The sequence below is a fragment of the Frankia nepalensis genome (genome assembly GCF_016786325.1).
GTDB lineage: Bacteria > Actinomycetota > Actinomycetes > Frankiales > Frankiaceae > Pseudofrankia > Pseudofrankia nepalensis.
The window spans coordinates 23,191-39,647 of the sequence record NZ_JADWYU010000198.1 but is presented as its reverse complement, the minus strand read 5'-3'; the positions used below and the strand labels follow the sequence as shown (position 1 = coordinate 39,647).

8 protein-coding genes are annotated in these 16,457 nt (G+C 73.7%); 5 read left to right on the top strand and 3 right to left on the bottom strand.

Annotation, left to right across the window (positions count from 1 at the left end):
• Positions 1-2: 2 nt before the first annotated feature.
• Entirely contained in the window at positions 3-1,463 is a 1,461-nt protein-coding gene (locus tag I6A81_RS30405) for a DUF4331 domain-containing protein (RefSeq protein ID WP_203002836.1), read from the bottom strand.
• 474 nt (positions 1,464-1,937) lie between these two features.
• On the opposite strand from I6A81_RS30405, the gene I6A81_RS30400 reads away from it, so the two are divergent.
• Together I6A81_RS30400 and I6A81_RS30395 are read left to right on the top strand one after the other, a co-directional pair.
• Positions 1,938-3,242, top strand: coding sequence for a tetratricopeptide repeat protein (locus I6A81_RS30400; protein ID WP_307875014.1), 1,305 nt, complete (start codon positions 1,938-1,940; stop codon positions 3,240-3,242).
• A complete protein-coding gene (locus tag I6A81_RS30395; RefSeq protein ID WP_307875013.1) occupies positions 3,239-5,197 on the top strand; it encodes a high frequency lysogenization protein HflD in 1,959 nt (652 codons plus the stop codon). Before I6A81_RS30400 ends, I6A81_RS30395 begins: the two co-directional genes overlap by 4 nt.
• Positions 5,198-5,205: 8 nt before the next feature.
• Here I6A81_RS30395 and I6A81_RS30390 read toward each other — a convergent pair whose 3' ends face one another.
• Positions 5,206-5,904 carry an alpha/beta fold hydrolase gene (locus I6A81_RS30390; protein WP_203002838.1) on the bottom strand — a complete coding sequence of 233 codons (699 nt, stop codon included), beginning with the start codon at positions 5,902-5,904 and terminating at the stop codon, positions 5,206-5,208.
• Between the two features lie 284 nt (positions 5,905-6,188).
• Between I6A81_RS30390 and I6A81_RS30385 the strand changes: the two genes are divergently transcribed.
• The 3 genes from I6A81_RS30385 (at position 6,189) to I6A81_RS30375 (ending at position 15,321) form a co-directional block, all read left to right on the top strand.
• On the top strand, positions 6,189-8,369 hold the full coding sequence (locus I6A81_RS30385; RefSeq protein WP_203002839.1) for an MMPL family transporter: 2,181 nt from the start codon (positions 6,189-6,191) through the stop codon (positions 8,367-8,369).
• Between the two features lie 226 nt (positions 8,370-8,595).
• Entirely contained in the window at positions 8,596-11,832 is a 3,237-nt protein-coding gene (locus tag I6A81_RS30380) for a BTAD domain-containing putative transcriptional regulator (protein WP_203010381.1), read from the top strand.
• A gap of 285 nt (positions 11,833-12,117) precedes the next feature.
• Positions 12,118-15,321, top strand: coding sequence for an AAA family ATPase (locus I6A81_RS30375; RefSeq protein ID WP_238429582.1), 3,204 nt, complete (start codon positions 12,118-12,120; stop codon positions 15,319-15,321).
• On the opposite strand, the gene I6A81_RS30370 is transcribed toward I6A81_RS30375, so the two are convergent.
• Positions 15,276-16,238 carry a bile acid:sodium symporter family protein gene (locus I6A81_RS30370; RefSeq protein WP_203004510.1) on the bottom strand — a complete coding sequence of 321 codons (963 nt, stop codon included), beginning with the start codon at positions 16,236-16,238 and terminating at the stop codon, positions 15,276-15,278. The genes I6A81_RS30375 and I6A81_RS30370 overlap by 46 nt on opposite strands.
• Between the last annotated feature and the right edge of the window lie 219 nt (positions 16,239-16,457).

The window sequence follows — 16,457 nt, the reverse complement described above, 5'->3', positions numbered from 1 at the left end:
GGTCAGCGGGAACCGGGGGTGGGCAGGGCGACGTAGGGGAACATGTGCTGGAAGTGGACGTCGTTCGCGTCCACCGCGTCGCCCAGTGCCTTCGCCGCCGGCGGCGGGTTCGGCAGCAGGACGCCCTGGACCGCCTGCAGCTCGATGTCGACGACGTCGTCGGTGAGCCGGCGGCCGTTCGGGAAGCCGGCGGTGTCACCGCCGACCACGCCGAGCCTGTTCGGAGTCATCGTCGGCGCGATCGACATGTTCAGCCGCAGTCCCTCGTAGGGGATGATCTTGTCCTTCCTGGCGTCCTGGTTGAGGGTGTGCGCGTTCAGGTCCACCCCGAGGTTCGCCTTGGAGACGCCGGTGAGGAAGGCGGCCACCAGGTCGTTGCGCGGCTCCGCGGGCGCCGGGATGTTGTAGATGGCCTGGATCAGCTTGGGCAGCTCCGGGTTGGTGACATAACGCAGGAACTGGGCGTCACGGTCCGGGTTGGAGTTGTTGAACCGGTCCTTCTGGCCGACCGGGAGCACCACCTCGTTGACGAGCGGTGAGCCGAGTCGGGACACCTGCGACCAGCCGCCGGAGTTGAGCGGCTGGCCGTCGCCGCCGGTCCCTGGCAGGAGACGCAGGCTGCGCCGATCGGTGGTGCTCCAGACCCCGATCACCGGGTTGCGGGCCGGGTCCTTGTTCAGTGCCAGCTCCTGCTTCGGCACCTGCAGCACGATCGAGTTCACGTTGTACCCGCGCAGGGTGTCCTGCCCGATCTCGGAGGCGTTGCCGCCGTAGAGCAGGTCGAAGACCCGAAGATCGAGGAAGAAGGGATCGTCGGCCTGGCCGGCGAACGACTTCAGACCACCGGGCAGGGTACGCACCGCGTCAGCCCGCAGCTTCGGGTAGTCCGGCATCGAGGCGACACCGACGTTCGACGGCGCCACCGGCACGTTGTCGGCCAGCACCGTGGTCTGCAGGCCGCGGACCAGCTCCAGCTTGTAGGTCTGAGTGAAGTTCAGGTCGGGATCGTCGAGCGCCGTGACCTGGTTGGTGTTGTACAAGAACGTGTTCTGGTTCTTGTAGTTGGACGTGAAGGTCCACCGGTAGGTGAGGTCGGCCTTCGCGTCGCCGTCCGCGTCGACGTGCAGGTTGTAGCGGGCGTCGGTCGCGAACGGGAAGAAGTTCGGGCCGCCGGCCGGCTCCGAGAACGGCGACCAGTTGGCGACCAGCGTCACCGTGTCCGGCGCGTCCGGGCTGACGAACGCGTAGGTGTCGGTGTTGTCCACGGTCGGGTCGCCCGCGATCAGCGGTGCCTCCCGGTGGGAGGACGCGTTCCCGGCGAGCGGGGTCCCCGCCACGGCCGCGGCGGCGCCGAGGACCAGCGCCGTGACGGCGGTGGCCCCCCGCCGCCGGCGGCGGGGCTGGGGCCGCGTCCGTGGCTCGGGGGCGTCCGCCTCGGGGCGGACAACCGGGTGTCGATGCACGAGATCACCTCGCTGTGTCGCGCGGGCCGGCCCATCGCCGGCCCTGGCACGGGTGGGTTCGCCGCCGACCGCCCGGCGGATGGGTGCCGACGGCGTGGCGGAGGTGTGTCGCCCTGCCGACACCTCCCGCGCTCGACCAATTCCGTTTCGTGACCAGTCCGCGCGACGCCCGGCTCCGAAGCCCGCTCGTCAGACCGTCGGAGACCGCCGGCGGGCCGCCCGGGAAGTCCGGGCCCGCCCGCGGCAGCGGACGTCAAGGGGCGAGCCATGGGACGACCACCCGGCCAGCGGAGACGCGAAAATGTTCTTCCTTCGCGTCTCCGGAGGCCCCTTGGCCGGTATGGCCGGGGGAGACGCGGGAGTGCTCTTCTTTCGCGCCTCCAGAGGCCCCTCGAGCGCTATGGCCGGATCGGGTGGCGGCGGCTGCCGGGCTCGCGCCGGTCGCGGGCGGCGGGCGCGCTGGTCACCGTCGCCGTGCTGGCCGCGACGGCGGCGGCAGCGCTCGTGCTCGGCGTGGGCACGGGAACCGGCGGCGGCCAGCCGGCCGGCTCGGCCGCGGCCGCGCAGCCGCCGCCCACGCCGGCCACCCGGATCGGTCAGCAGATCGACGGCCTGACCGCGCGGCTGCGCCAGGTGCCGGGGGACTGGCCCGGCTGGGCGGCGCTCGGCGGCGCCTACGTCGAGCAGGCCCGGATCACCGGCGACCCGACGGCCTACCCGCGTGCCGAGATCGCCCTCGCCCGCTCGCTGGAGATCCACCCGGACGGCAACGACCTCGCGCTGGCCGGTCAGGCGGCGCTCGCCGCGGCCCGGCACGACTTCCCGGCGGCGCTGCGCCTCGCCGACGCCGCGATCGCCGTCAACGAGTACAGCGCGCCCGCGCACGGCGTACGGGCCGACGCGCTCGTCGAGCTGGGCCGTTATCCGGAGGCGTGGCTCGCGGTCCAGCGGATGGTCGACCTGCGCCCGGACGTGTCCTCGCTGGCCAGGGCGTCGTACGCGTTCGAGCTGCGCGGCGAGGTCGAACCGGCCCGCGAGGCGCTGAACCGGGTGCTGGCCGATGCCTCCTCGCCGGCCGACGTCGCGTTCGCCTGGCTGCACCTCGGCGAGCTGGCGCGTGACACGGGCGACCTGACCGGTGCCGAGGAGGCGTTCCGCCGCGGGCTCGTCGCCGACCCGACCAGCCCGGCGCTGCTCGCGGGCCGGGCCAGGGTCGCCGCGGCCCAGGGACTGGTCGACGCGGCGCTCGCCGACTACCGGACCGCCACCGGCCGCTCGCCGCAGCCGGCCCTGGTCATCGAGTACGGGGAGCTGCTGGCGGCGGTCGGCCGGCAGCCGGAGGCGGACCAGCAGTACGCGCTCGCCCGGTCGGCCGCGGGACTGCTGCGCGCGCAGGGCGTGGACGTCGACGTGGAGCTCGCGCTGTTCGAGGCCGACCACGGCGATCCCGAGGCGGCGCTCGCGGCGGTCACGGACGCCCGGCAGCGCCGCGGCGGCGTGTTCGTCGACGACGCGCAGGCCTGGGCGCTGCACCGCCTCGGCCGCGACGCCGAGGCGCTCGAGTACGCGCGGGCGGCGGTCGCGCTGGGCACCCCGAGGGCGTTGTTCCGCTACCACCTCGGCGTCATCGAGGCGGCGCTCGGCCAGTCCGACGCGGCCGTCGCGAACCTGCGGGCCGCGCTCGCGCTCGACCCGGCCTTCTCGCCGCTGCACGCCCCGCTCGCCCGGAACCTGCTGGGATCGCTCGACGCCGTGCGCCCGGTGGGAGGTGCCCGGTGACCGCCCGCTCCCGCGCCACCCGGCCGCCCGCCGTGCGCGCCGTGCCCGCCGTGCCCAGCCCGTCCCACCCGCTTGGCGCGTCGCGGCGGCGTCACGGCCGGCGCCGCGTCGCGGTGCTCCTCGGGTTCGTCGGCCTGTTCCTGCTCGTGACGGCCGGGGTCGCCGCGGCCCACCCGCTCGGCAGCTTCACCGTGAACACCGCGGGCGTGCTGCGAGTGGCGCCCGACCGGGTCCGCCTCGACGTGGTGGTGGACTTCGCCGAGATCCCGGCGACCCAGCTGCGCCCCGAGATCGACGCGGCCGGGCCGGAGGCCTGGCGTGACCGGGCGTGCGCCCGCGTCGCCGGCGAGGTGGCGCTGACCGTCGACGGCCGGCCCGCCGCGCTCGCGGCCACCGGTGGAGCGCTCACCTTCCCGCCGGGCCAGGGCGGCCTGGCGACGACGCGGCTGGTCTGCAGGTACGCCACGGCTGTCACGCCAGGGCTCGTGGCCGACGACGGCTCGGACGTCGCCTACGAGCTGCGCTCCTACACCGACCGGTCCGGCTGGCGGGAGACCGTCGCCGTCGGCGACGGCGCCACGCTGGTCAGCTCGGACGTCCCGGCGGCGTCCGCGAGCGCGCTGCTCACCGCCTACCCGGCCGACCCGCTCGCCGGCGGCGCCGACGTCACCCGCGCGTCGCTGCGCGCCCGCCCCGGTGGCCCGGCCGCCGCGGACCCGCTGCCTGGCGTCCCGGGCGACGCCGCGGGCTCGGACGCCGCGGGGACGGACGCCGCGGGCCCGGGCGGCGACGGCCAGCTCGCCGCCCGCCCGGGCACGGGCGGGCTGACCGGCCGGTTCACCAGCCTGGTCGCCCCCGGCTCGGCGCTGACGGTCGGCGCCGCGGCGGTTGCCCTGGTCGTCGCCGTCGGCCTCGGCGCGGCGCACGCCTTCGCGCCCGGGCACGGCAAGACGGTGATGGCCGCGACGATCGTGGGCGGCTCGGCGACCCGCCGACAGCTAGCCGCGATGGCCGGCGCCGTCACGCTGACGCACACCATCGGGGTGTTCCTGCTGGCGCTCGTCCTGTCGGCGTCGGCGGGACTCGCGCCCGAGCGCCTCTACCCGTGGCTCGGCGCCGCCAGCGGCCTGCTGCTGGTCGGCCTCGGCGTCAGCATGCTGCGCGCGCGTCTCGCCGCTGACTCGCCCTACCGCCTCGCCGCCCTGCTCCGTCCGCATCACGATCACGGTCACGACCACCATCACGACCATGACCATGACCATGACCACCATCATGATCACAGTCGCGATCGCGATCAGGGTGATCACCACGACCGCGACCACGGTCACGGCAACGGCCCTGGTCACGACCACGGTCATGGCGGCGATCACGGTCATGGCGGCGATCACGGTAACGAGCACAGCCACGAGCACGAGAACGAGCACAGCCACGGTCACGGTCACGGTCACAGCCACGGGGACGGCGACGAGGCGCGTCATGGCCGCGGGCACGGTCATGACCACGGACATGACCACGGACATGACCATGGACATCGTCACGGGCACGATCACGACGGCCACCGCCATCGGCACGGCGGCCGGTGGCACAGCCACGCGCCGCTGGTGGCCGCCGGCCAGGCCGCGCCCCGGTCCCGTGCCCTCCTGCTGACCGGCCTCGCCGGCGGGATGGTGCCGACGCCCTCGGCGGTGGTGGTGCTGCTCGGCGCGACCGCGCTCGGCCGGGCCTGGTTCGGCGTGCTGCTCGTGATCGCGTACGGCCTGGGCATGGCCGCGACCCTCGTCGGCGTCGGCTATCTGCTCGACCGCGCGCTGCGCCCGCTACTGCGTCGCCTGTTCGGCGTCGCGCCTCGGCTGGCGACGGCGGCCCTCACCGTCGGCCCGGTCGCGAGCGCCCTGCTGGTGGTCGCCGTCGGCGCCTTCCTCGTCCTGCGAGCCGGCCTTTCCCCGACAGCCTGATCGCCGGGTCACCCGGACACCGACTTGACGACCCCCTTGATCAGGTCGGCCACGATCGCCGGCTGAGAAAGCATCACCAGATGTGACGAGTCCACCTCGACTACGTCGGCCCCCGCGCGCTGGTAGCCGAAGCGCTGGACCTCCGGGTTGATGGTGTGGTCCGAGGCGGCCACGACGCCCCACGCCGGCCTGGTGCGCCACGCGGCGGCGGGCGCCTTGTCGCCGAACGCCGCCGCGGACAACGGCCGCTGCGACACGGCGAGCACGGCGGCGAGGGCCGGGTCGACGTCGTGGGCGAAGACCGCCGGGAACTTCTCGGGGTCGACCGAGAGATCGATGCCACCCGGGAAGGGGGTGGCATCGAGCGCCTGGGCCAGGTCGGAGTCGGGGAAGCGGCCCTGGAGTTCGCCGAGGGCCTCGTCCTCGTCGACGACGAAGCCCGCGAGATAGACCAGGGCCCTGACGTTCTCGGCGACACCGGCCACGGTGACCACCGCGCAGCCGTACGAGTGGCCGACGAGCACGACGGGGCCGTCGATGGCCGCGAGGACGGATCCGAGGTATTCGGCGTCGCCGACGAGCGAGCGGTTCGGCACCGCCGGTGCCACAACCTTGAGACCGTCGGCGAGCAGCTCGGGAATCACCCTGGCGAAGCTCGAGGCGTCGGCGAAGGCGCCGTGGACGAGGACGATGGTGGGCTGCGACATGCTCTTCGGTCTCCCCTGGTCGGAACTACGAGACCCGACTACACCACCGGCGAGTTGACGATCTGTGTAGTGCCGTGGTGCCGGGTGGCCGTGCCTTCCGCCAGGCATCCACTCAGGTATCCACTCGTCGTCAAGAGCGTCGCCCTAATGTCGCCAGAAGCGAGTGGGCCGCGACCGCTGAGAACAGGCGGCGGTATTCCAGAGCACGGCGCGTCGTTCACTCGCCTTGAAGTCCCGTGTCCACATCGCGACCACCCGTCGCGCGGAATTCCTGAGGGGCAGCGATGTTCGAGCGGCTGGGGCGGACGGTGTTCCGTCGCCGGTGGTGGGTGATCGGCCTTGCCGGCGCGTTCTTCGTGTTCGGCGGCGTCTGGGGCACGCAGGTGTTCGGCGCGTTGACCACCAGCGGGTTCGACGACCCGGGCAGCGAGAGCTCCCGCGCGCTCGAGCGCGCCGAGGAGGCGCTCGGCCGGACCGGGAACGACCTGGTCGTGCTCTACCGCAGCCCGGACCGGACGGTCGACGACCCGGCGTACGAGCGGGCGGTGACCGAGACGCTGGACGCGCTCCCCGACGACGTGGTGACCAGGACGATCACCTACTGGGGCACGAACAACAGCCCCGCCCTGGTCAGCCATGACCGACGCTCCACCTACGCGGTGCTGACGCTCGCCGGCGAGGAGGGAGAACGCGTCGACGCGCTGAAGGAGATAGAGGACGAGCTCGCCGCTCCCGGCCTCCAGACGCAGCTGGGCGGCATCACCGCGGTCAGCCGCGACATCGGCGAGCGGGTGGCGGCGGACATCGCCCGCGCCGAGATGCTCTCCATCCCCGTCCTGCTGGTCCTGCTCGTGTTCGTCTTCGGGGGTGTGGCCGCGGCGAGCCTGCCGCTCATGATCGGCGGTCTGGCCATCCTCGGCGCGTTCACCGCGCTGCGGGTGCTGAGCTACCTGACCGACGTCTCGGTCTTCTCGGTCAACCTCGTGACGATCCTCGGGCTGGGCCTGGCGATCGACTACGGCCTGTTCATGGTCAGCCGATTCCGGGAGGAGATCGCCCGCGGGCGCGACGTCGAGGAAGCGGTCGCGCGCACCATGGCCACCGCCGGCCACACCGTCGCGGTCTCCGGCGTCACCGTCGCGGTGTCGCTGGCCGGGCTGCTGATCTTCCCGATGACGTTCCTGCGCTCGATGGGCTTCGGCGGCCTGGCGGCCGTGCTCGTCGCGATGGTCTCGGCGCTGACCGTGCTGCCCGCCGTGCTCGGCGTGCTCGGCAGGCGGGTGGACGCGCTCGCCGTGCCGTGGCCGCGCCGCCGGCCGGCCGACCCGGCGGGCGAGGTCGAGAGCGGCTTCTGGTACCGCCTCGCGCACAGCATCATGCGGCGACCGATCATCTACGCGGTCGGCGTGCTCGCGGTGCTGCTGCTCGCCGGGTCGCCGTTCCTGCGCGTCGAGTTCGGCGGCGTGGACCCCAGGGTTCTTCCCGAGGGCACCGAGAGCCGGGTGGTCTCCGAGGTCTCCGACCGCGAGTTCGTCCAGAACAGCCAGCTGCCGATCGAGGCGATCGTGACCTCGCCCGACCAGGGAGGGCTGGACCGGTACGTCGCCGCGGTCGCCGGCGTCGACGGGGTGACCGCGGCCGCGGTCACCGCGCAGGCCGGCGAGGTCGCCCGGGTCACCGTCAACTACGACGGCGACCCCATCGCCGGCCAGGCGCGGGACCTGGTGAGCCGGGTCCGGGACGTTGCGGCACCGGCCGGCGGCGAGGTGCTGGTGGGTGGCTTCACCGCGGAACTGGCCGACCAGCTCCACACGACCGCCAGTCTGCTGCCCTGGATGGCACTGATCATCGTCGGCGCGACGTTCATCCTGCTGTTCTTCGCCTTCGGCTCCGTCGTGCTGCCGATCAAGGCGATCGTGATGAACGTCCTGTCGCTCGGCGCCTCGTTCGGCGCGCTGGTCCTGATCTTCCAGGACGGCCACCTGTCCGGCCTGCTGGACTTCACCCCCACCGGGACGCTGGAGGCCACCCAGCCGATCCTCGTCCTCGCGATCGTGTTCGGTCTGTCGACGGACTACGAGGTCTTCCTGATGTCCCGGATCCGCGAGGCATACGACCGCACCGGCGACAACACCACGGCGGTCGCGATCGGCCTGCAGCGCAGCGGCCGGATCATCACCAGCGCCGCGGTCCTCATCCTGGTCGTGATCGGGCTGTTCTCGGTCTCGGGCATCACGTTCATCAAGCTGATCGGCGTCGCGATGCTCATCGCCGTGCTGGTCGACGCGACGATCGTCCGCGCGCTGCTCGTGCCGGCCACGATGCGCCTGCTCGGGAACGCGAACTGGTGGGCGCCGGCGCCGCTGCGGCGCTTCTACACCCGCCACGGCCTGCACGAGCCGGAGGACCCGTCCCTGACCGTGTCCGATCTTCGCCCCGCGCCCGCTCAGGCACAGCCCAACTGATCGACCGTCGCCCAGCCCGGCTCAGGCCGACGCGGCCCAGGCCGGGCTGGGCCGCGTCGGCCTGAGCCGGGCCACGTCGGCGCTGGCCGCTGGCGAGCCGCACTCGCGTCGTCCGGCCACTGACCACCACATCACCTATCAGCGGCGAAACCGTGTCCGGATTTGTTGCCGGATATAGGGTTCCCGCGTGCGCCATGGTCAGCTCCGTCTTCGGATTCTCGGTCCGTTGCGGATCTGGCGGGACGGCGTCGAACTGGACGCCGGGCCCCGGCAGCAGGCGTACCTGCTCGCTTTGCTCCTCGTCCGCGCGGGCCGGCCGATCAGCATGAGCGAGCTCATCGATCTGATCTGGGGCGATGACGTCCCAGCCTCGGCGCTCAATATCCTCCAGAAGTACATAGGCACGCTGCGGCGCCTGCTGGAACCCGCGCTGCCGGCCCGCGAAACCGGTTCCTACCTGCAACGGCGCGGCAGCGGATACCTGTTCGCGTCCAGCCCGGGGATGCTGGACGTCGTCAGCTTCCGGGAGCTCGTCGACGAGGCCGGGACGCGCCTCGCGGAGCAGCGGCTCGACGCGGCGTTCGACCGCTACGCGCGGGCACTGGAGCTCTGGCACGGTCCCGCGGGCGACGGGCTGCCCCACGGGTCGACCGCGGTGTCCCTCTTCGCCGCGCTGAACGAGGAGTTCTTCGGCGCGTGCGTGACGGCGGCCGAGCTCGCGGTGATGAGGGGGCAGGCCGAGCGGGTGCTTGCGCCCTTGCGCCTGGCCGCGGCGATGGCGCCGTTGAACGAGGCCGTGCAGGCGAGTCTCCTCGCGTCCCTGGCCGCCGTCGGGCGGCAGGCGGAAGCGCTGGCGGTGTTCGGGACGGTCCGAGCCCGGCTCGCCGAGGAGCTCGGCGTCGATCCCGGCCCCGTCCTGCGGGCCGCGCACCTGCGGATCCTGAGCCAGCCTCCGCCCTCGTCGGCGTCGGCCGGCGCCGACGCGGGCGGGCCGGACGGGACGGCGCGCCGTTCGCCCCCCTTTCCGCGGCCGACCGAGCCGGCCGCGCCCGCCGGCCGCGCCGAGGAAACGCCGCCCGGGCGGCCGAGGGCACCCGCCGTCGAGACACCGCTCGCCGACCGGCTGATCGGCCGGGCCGAGGAGCTCAAGGTGCTGCGGCACGCCGTGGCGTCGGCCTTCGCCGGCGGCGCGGCGCTCGTTCTGGTCGAGGGCGAGCCGGGGGCGGGCAAGACCCGGCTGCTGGAGGAGGCCGGCGCCGACGCGGGCCGGCTTGGCGCGCTCGTCGTCTGGGGCCACTGCCTCGACGGGGGCGGGATGCCGTCGATGTGGCCGTGGGTGCGGGCGGTCGCCGTGATCCTCGACAGCCTGCCCGCCGCGGCGCGCCAGGAGTGGCGCGCCGGCGAGCTCGGTCGCCTCGTGGAGCCCCGCGACCTCGTCGCGGCGTCGGCGCTGCCGGACGCCGGCGCCCAGTTCCGGCTGTTCGAGCGGGCCGTCGCGCTCGTCGGCCAGGCCTGCGTGCGTCGGCCGGTGGTGCTCGTCGTCGACGACCTCCAGTGGGCCGACGTCGCCTCACTGCGGATGTTCAGCCACCTGGCGGCGCGGATGCCGGGCGGCACCGTGATCATCGGCGCGCTCCGCGACCGGGCACCCGCCCCCGCTTCCGAGCTCGCGCGGATGCTCGCCGCGGCGAGCCGGCTTTCCCGGCACCGCAGGATCCGGCTCGGACCGTTGGACCCGGCCGAGGTGGCCGAGCTCGTCCACCGCGAGACTGGCCAGCCCCCCGGCCCCGCCGTCGCCCGGGGCATTCACGCCCGCACCGCCGGCAACCCCTTTTTCGTCCGGGAGCTCGCCCGTTTCCTGGCCGAGGGCGGGGCTCTCACCGAGCAGGCCGCGGCGCGGGCCGGTGTGCCGGTCACCGTTCGCGACGTCGTCCGCGACCGGATGGCCGGCCTCGACGACGACACCCGAGGCCTGGCGCAGATCGCCGCGCTCATCGGCCGGGACGTCGACCTCGGCCTGCTCGCGGGCGTGGCCGGCCTCGACGCGCGGACCTGCGTCGACCTTCTCGAGCCCCTGGAGGCGCTCGGCCTGCTCGAACCCCAGCCCGGGGACCCGTTCTCGTTCCGCTTCGCGCACGACCTGGTCCGCGAGTCGGTCGTCGAGACGACGCCGCCGCCCCGCGCGACCCGGCTGCACCTGCGCGTCGCGGACGCCCTGGAGCGTTCCGTCGTGGACGGCGAGGCCGTCGCCGAGCGTCTCGCCCACCACCTGTGGGCCGCCGGTCCCCTCGCGGACCCGGCCAGGACCGCGGCCGCGCTGGTCCGCGCCGGCCGTCGGGCCGCGGCGAAGTCCGCGTTCGAGGCCGCCTCGCGGCAGCTGGAGTCGGCCGCGCGGGTGGCGCGGACGGCGGGCCTGGCGGAGCTGGAGCTGTCCGCCGTGTCGCTGCTCACCGCGGTCGTCGGGATGCGGTCCGGGTATGTCGGCTCCGCGACCGACCTGCTGGAGCGCGCCGAGCACCTGGCGCGTGGCCTCGGCCGGGAACGGGAAGCCGCCGACTTCCTCTTCTCCCGCTGGGTCGCGTACTCCCAGGGCATCCAGCTCGACCGGTCGGGCCCGCTGGCGTGCCGGCTGCTCGAGCAGGGCGAAGCGTCCGCCGACCCGGTCATACGCGCGTATGGCCGGCACGCGTGGGGCTTCCATCAGTGGGGCGTGGGCAACATCGGCGAGGCGTTCCGGTACCTGAGCCAGTCCCACTCGGCCATGCGCCTGGCCGAGCGCGACGAGGAACCGCTCCGGCACGACCTGCAGCTGCTCTCACCCGTGATGCTCGCGCTGAACACCGCGCTGCACGGCGACGTCGACGGGGCGCGGGCGCTGCTCGACCGGCTGGAGGCCGCGGCGGGCGACGACCCCTACGCGGTGACGGTCTGGTCGGCCTTCGCCGTCACGGTGGCGGCGCTGGCCGGCGACCCGGCCTGGGCGCTGCGCGCGGCGGAACGGGGGATCGCGGTGGACCCGGAGTTCTCCTATGGATTCCTCGGCAGCTACCCGCGGCTCGCGCGGTGGTGGGCGCGGGCCATGACCGGCGAGGACCCGGCTGGCGCCGCGGCGGCGGCCCAGGAGCTCATCGACGCGAGCCTGCTCGACCCACCCCGCTCGTGCCTGGCGTCCTGGTACGGACTGCTCGCCGAGATGCGGCTGGCGGCCGGGATGCCGGTCGAGGCCGGCGCCGCCCTCGACCGGGCGGAGGAGCTCCTCGGCACCTACGGCGAGCGGTACGCCGAAGGCCACGTACTCCTGCTGCGCGCGCGGCTCCTGCTGGCCCGCGGCGAGCCCACCGCGGCCGTACGTGCCGCGGCCGAGCGGGCTCGCGCGCTGTCCGTCGAGCGCGAGGCCCACCTGTTCGCCGACCGCGCCGCGGAACTGCTGGCCGGCCTGGCCCAGACGCCGCCCCACCGCTGACCGCCGCGGCCGGGCGCCTTCGGCCTGGCCGCGCTCGACCTGGCCGACTCCCTCGGCGCGATCGGCGGCGCCGTCGCCTCGTGGCACCAGACCGGGCTCGTCCGTTGGTTCAGGAACGGGTTGTCGCATGCTTCTCGATCTTGACCGGGGCCTGGGCCACCGCCCGGGCGGGCCGCACCTCCGTCACGACAGGCCGGCGCCAGCTCGGCTAAACTCGGCGCACGCTGTGGTCCGTAGAGATCGCAGGCAGACGACGCTGTCATGTCCATCCGGGAGTCGACAGACATGGCTGGCCGAGCCCATCCCGTTCGTCCCGATGGCGGAGATCCGCCGGCCGGCGCCGGTTCGCTGCGTCTACAGGTCCTCGGTCCGTTGCGGCTGTGGCGCGACGGCGCCGAACTGGATGCCGGCCCCCGCCAGCAGGCGCAGCTGTTGGCGCTGCTCCTGGCCCGCGCGGGCCGCCCGGTGAGCACCAGCGAATTGATCGACCTGATCTGGGCCGATGACGTCCCGGCCAGCGCGCTCAACGTCATCCACAAGTACATCGGGGTATTGCGACGGCTGCTCGAACCCGAGCTGCCCGCCCGGGAGGCTGGTGCATATCTGCACCGCCGCGGCAACGGGTACGTGTTCGTCGCCGGCCCCGGCATGCTGGACCTTGTCACGTTCCGGGAACTCGTGAAAGCGGCACAGGCGGCTCTCGCCGAGCAGGCCCGCGAAGGGGCGCTCGACCACTACGTCGAAGCGCTCGGCCTCTGGCAGGGCCACGCGGGGGACGGAGTCTTCCACGGATCGACCGCGCCTGGGGTCCTGACCGCCCTCGACGACGAGTTCCATGCCGCCTGCGCGGCGGCGGCCGAGCTGGCCGTGGCGTTACGCCAACCGGCGCGGGTTATCCCGCCGCTGCGGCTGGCCGCGTCGATGGCACTGTTCCACGAACCCGTACAGGCCAGCCTCGTCACCGCCCTCGGCGCCGCGGGACGGCAGGCGGAGGCGCTGTCGGCGTTTCACGCGGTCCGCGACCGCCTCGCCGAGGAGCTCGGCATCGACCCCGGCCCGGCGCTGCGGGCCGCGCACCTGCGGGTGCTGACGCAGACCCCGACGCCGGCCGAGGGAGCGAGCGCGCGCAGCGAGGGGGAACGCGTACCGGCGAGGCGGGCAGCCGGGCTGGTCGGCCGGGGCGAGGAACTCGGCGTGCTGCGGCAGGCCATCGAGGAGGCGCTCGCCGGCGGCACCGGCCTCGTCATCGTCGAAGGCGAACCGGGGGTGGGCAAGACGCGCCTGCTGGAGCAGGCCGCCGCCGTAGCGGACGGGCGCGGCGCGCTCGTCGCCTGGGCCTCCTGTCTGGAAGGCGATGGCACACCCTCGATGTGGCCGTGGGAGCAGGCGCTGTCGGCCATCCTCGACAGCCTGCCCGCCTCGGCGCGTGAGAAGTGGCTGGCCAGCGAACTCGGCAGTCTCCTCGAATCTCGACACGATGACGCCGAGCCGCCGGCCTCCGGTGGCCGCGCCCAGTTCCGGTTGTTCGAGCAGGTCGTCACCGTCATTGGCCAGGCCTGCGCGGAACGGCCACTGCTGCTCGTCATGGACGACCTCCAATGGGCCGATGCCGCCTCGCTCCAGCTGTTCGGCCACCTCACGGGCCGGCTACCCGCCGGTACCGCGGTCGTCGGCGCGCTGCGCGACCGCGCACCCAGGCCCGGCTCCGACCTGTCGCGGGTACTGGCCGCCGCGAGCCGGCTGGCCAGCCATCGCAGGATCCGGCTCGGCCCGCTCAACCTGACCGACGTGGCCGAACTCGTCCGTCGCGAGACCGGCCACGAGCCCGGCGCGGACGTCGCCAGCAGCATCCACGTTCGTACCGCGGGCAATCCGTTCTTCGTCCGCGAACTGTCCCGGCTCCTCGTCGACCGTGGCGCGCTCGGTGGCGGCGACGCGTCGGCCCGCGCCGGGGTGCCGTCCACGGTGCGCGACGTCGTCCGCGACCGGATGGCGGGCCTCGACGACGGCGGCCGCGACCTGCTGCGGGTCGCGGCGCTCATCGGCCGTGACCTCGACCTCGCCCTGCTCGCCCGCGCCGCGCGCGTCGACGTCGCGGACTGCCTCGAACGCCTCGAACCGCTGCGCGGACTCGGCCTGCTCGAATCGGGGCCCGAAGACCCGTTCTCGTGGCGTTTCGCGCACGACCTCGTCCGCGAGTCGGTCACCGAGACAACGGCGCATCAGCAGGCTATCCGGCTGCATCTGCGCGTCGCGGACGCACTCGAGGAAAGCCAGGCCGACGATGAGTCGATCACCGAGCGCCTCGCCTACCACCTGCGGGCGGCCGGCCCGCTCGCCGACCCGGTCCGCACCGCGGAGGCGCTGAAGCGCGCCGGCCGGCGCGCCACGACCAAGCTCGCGTTCGCGGCCGCCGATCGACACCTCGAACTGGCCGCCCAGATCGCGCGAACCGCCGGGCTCCCGGAACTGGAGCTTTCCGCCCTCTCGCTGCTCGCGATCGCCCCGCGCCGGCAGGCCGGATTCGGCGGCACGACGTTCGATCTGCTGGAGCGCGCGGAACACCTGGCGCGCCAGCTCGGCCGGGAGGTCGAGGCCGCGGGCCTCCTGTTCGCCCGCCTGTTCGGGGCCTACGCCTTTCTGGAGTGGGACCGCGAACGCCTGGTCCGCCGGCTGTCCGAGCAGGGGGAGGCGTCCTCGGATCCGGTCGTCCAGGTGTACGGCCGGCAGGCCTGGGGCCTGCACCAGTGGGACAGCGGGAACATCGGCGAGGCATACCGGTGCTTCAGCGCGAACGACCTCGCCCTCCTCGAGGGGGTCGTCTCGTCGTACAGCGAGACCTCTATCCGGCGCGACGTCTCGGGTGAGTGGCCGGGCTGGCTGGCCGTCGTGACCGCGCTCCACGGTGACGTCGAGAAGGCGAGGGCCCTGGTCGACAAGTGGAACGGCCCCGACGACCCCTACGCGGTCGCGGCCTGGGCGTACTACACCACCATCATCGCCTCGATGGCCGGCGACGCCGGCGGGGTGCTGCGCACGATCGAGCGGTGGACGACGGTGGGTACCGGCCACTCCGCCATCGAGCAGGAGCACTACATCCGGCTGATCTGGTACTGGGCCCGTGCCGTCACCGGCGACGACCCGGCCGGCATCACCGCGCAGGCCCAGCAGCTCCTGGCCGGGACACTGATCGACCCGCCGCGGTGGGGTGTCGCGTACCACCACGCACTGATCGCGGACATGTGGCTGGCCGCCGGCAGGCCGGACGAGGCGGGCGGCGCCCTCGACCAGGCGGACCGGGCCCTGCGGGCCTACGGCCAACGCTACGCCGAAGGACTCGTCCTGCTGCTGCGGGCGCGCCTGCGCCACGCCCGCGGCGAGTCCGTGGACGTGGTGCGAGCCGCCGCCGAAAGCGCGCGCGAGCTGTCCGGCGAACGCGAGTCCTACCTCTTCGCCCACCGCGCCGAGAGGTTCCTCGCCGAGCTCTGACCGCGCTGCTCGGGAACAGTGACGCCGGCCGCGGCCGGTCTGGCTGACAGCCGGGCCGGCCGCGCTGACCGGCGGGTGGTCGACCAGCCGAACGCGGTCGCGGTGAAGTGCATGACGATGCCGTACACCACGCCGGGGATGGCCATCTCGGCGTTGTCCAGCAGCGCGGGGCTCAGCGCGACCGTGACGGCGATCGCCGTGTTGTGGATGCCGATCTCGAACCCGGCCGCGACGGCGGCGGGGCGGTCGATGTCGACCAGGCGCGGCACTCCGTAGCCGACCAGCATGCTCACGATGTTGAAAGCCAGCACGGCCAGCCCGACCGAGAGGAAATAGTCGGCGAGGTTCGCCCGCTGCCCGACCAGCACGACGGCGACGACGGCGAGGAGGACCACGACCGACAGCACCTGGACGGGACGGTTGAGCCGCCGCGCCACCTCCGGCGCCCGCGCGCGCAGGAGCATCCCGACCGCGACCGGCACGAGCACGATGGTGAAGACCTGCAGCATCTTGCCGAACTGCAGCCCGATCGCGGCGCCGTCGGCCAGGAAGTACTCCGCCGAGAGGTTCACCACGACAGGCAGGGTGACCACCACCAGCACCGAGTTGGTCGCGGTGAGCGTGACGTTCAGCGCGACGTTCCCGCCGAACAGGTGGCTGTACAGGTTGGCTGTCGGCCCGCCCGGCGACGCCGCGACCAGCATCAGCCCGATCGCCAGCTCCGGTGGGAGCCGGAAGGCGAGCACCAGGCCGAAGCAGATCGCCGGCAGCAGCACGACCTGGCAGAGCAGCGCGACCGCGACCGCCTTCGGATGCTGGCCGACCCGCCGGAAGTCCTCCACGGTCAGGCCGAGGCCCAGGCCGAGCATGACGACGCCGAGGGCGAAAGGCAGGCTGTCCAGGATTACGGGATTCATGGCGGCATCCTCAGGCGCGTCGTAGCCGGCGGAGAAGGCTGGATTTCAGGTCCCGCGGGCCGAGGACTGCCCGCGGCCACGTCGGCGGATCGCCACACCACGGTCGCCGAGGCCGCCCACAGCACGGCCTGGGTGAGATCGACGAGGACCTACCAGAGAATGCGGATCCGCGGACTCCGCATCCTGGCGGCCTCGCTTTCGTGTGGCTTCACTGCCTCA

Coding starts and splice junctions, on each gene's coding strand:
- I6A81_RS30390 (WP_203002838.1), bottom strand. CDS start 5,904: ATGTCGCAGCCCACCATCGTCCTCGTCCACGGCGCCTTCGCCGACGCC.
- I6A81_RS30385 (WP_203002839.1), top strand. CDS start 6,189: ATGTTCGAGCGGCTGGGGCGGACGGTGTTCCGTCGCCGGTGGTGGGTG.
- I6A81_RS30375 (WP_238429582.1), top strand. CDS start 12,118: ATGGCTGGCCGAGCCCATCCCGTTCGTCCCGATGGCGGAGATCCGCCG.
- I6A81_RS30370 (WP_203004510.1), bottom strand. CDS start 16,238: ATGAATCCCGTAATCCTGGACAGCCTGCCTTTCGCCCTCGGCGTCGTC.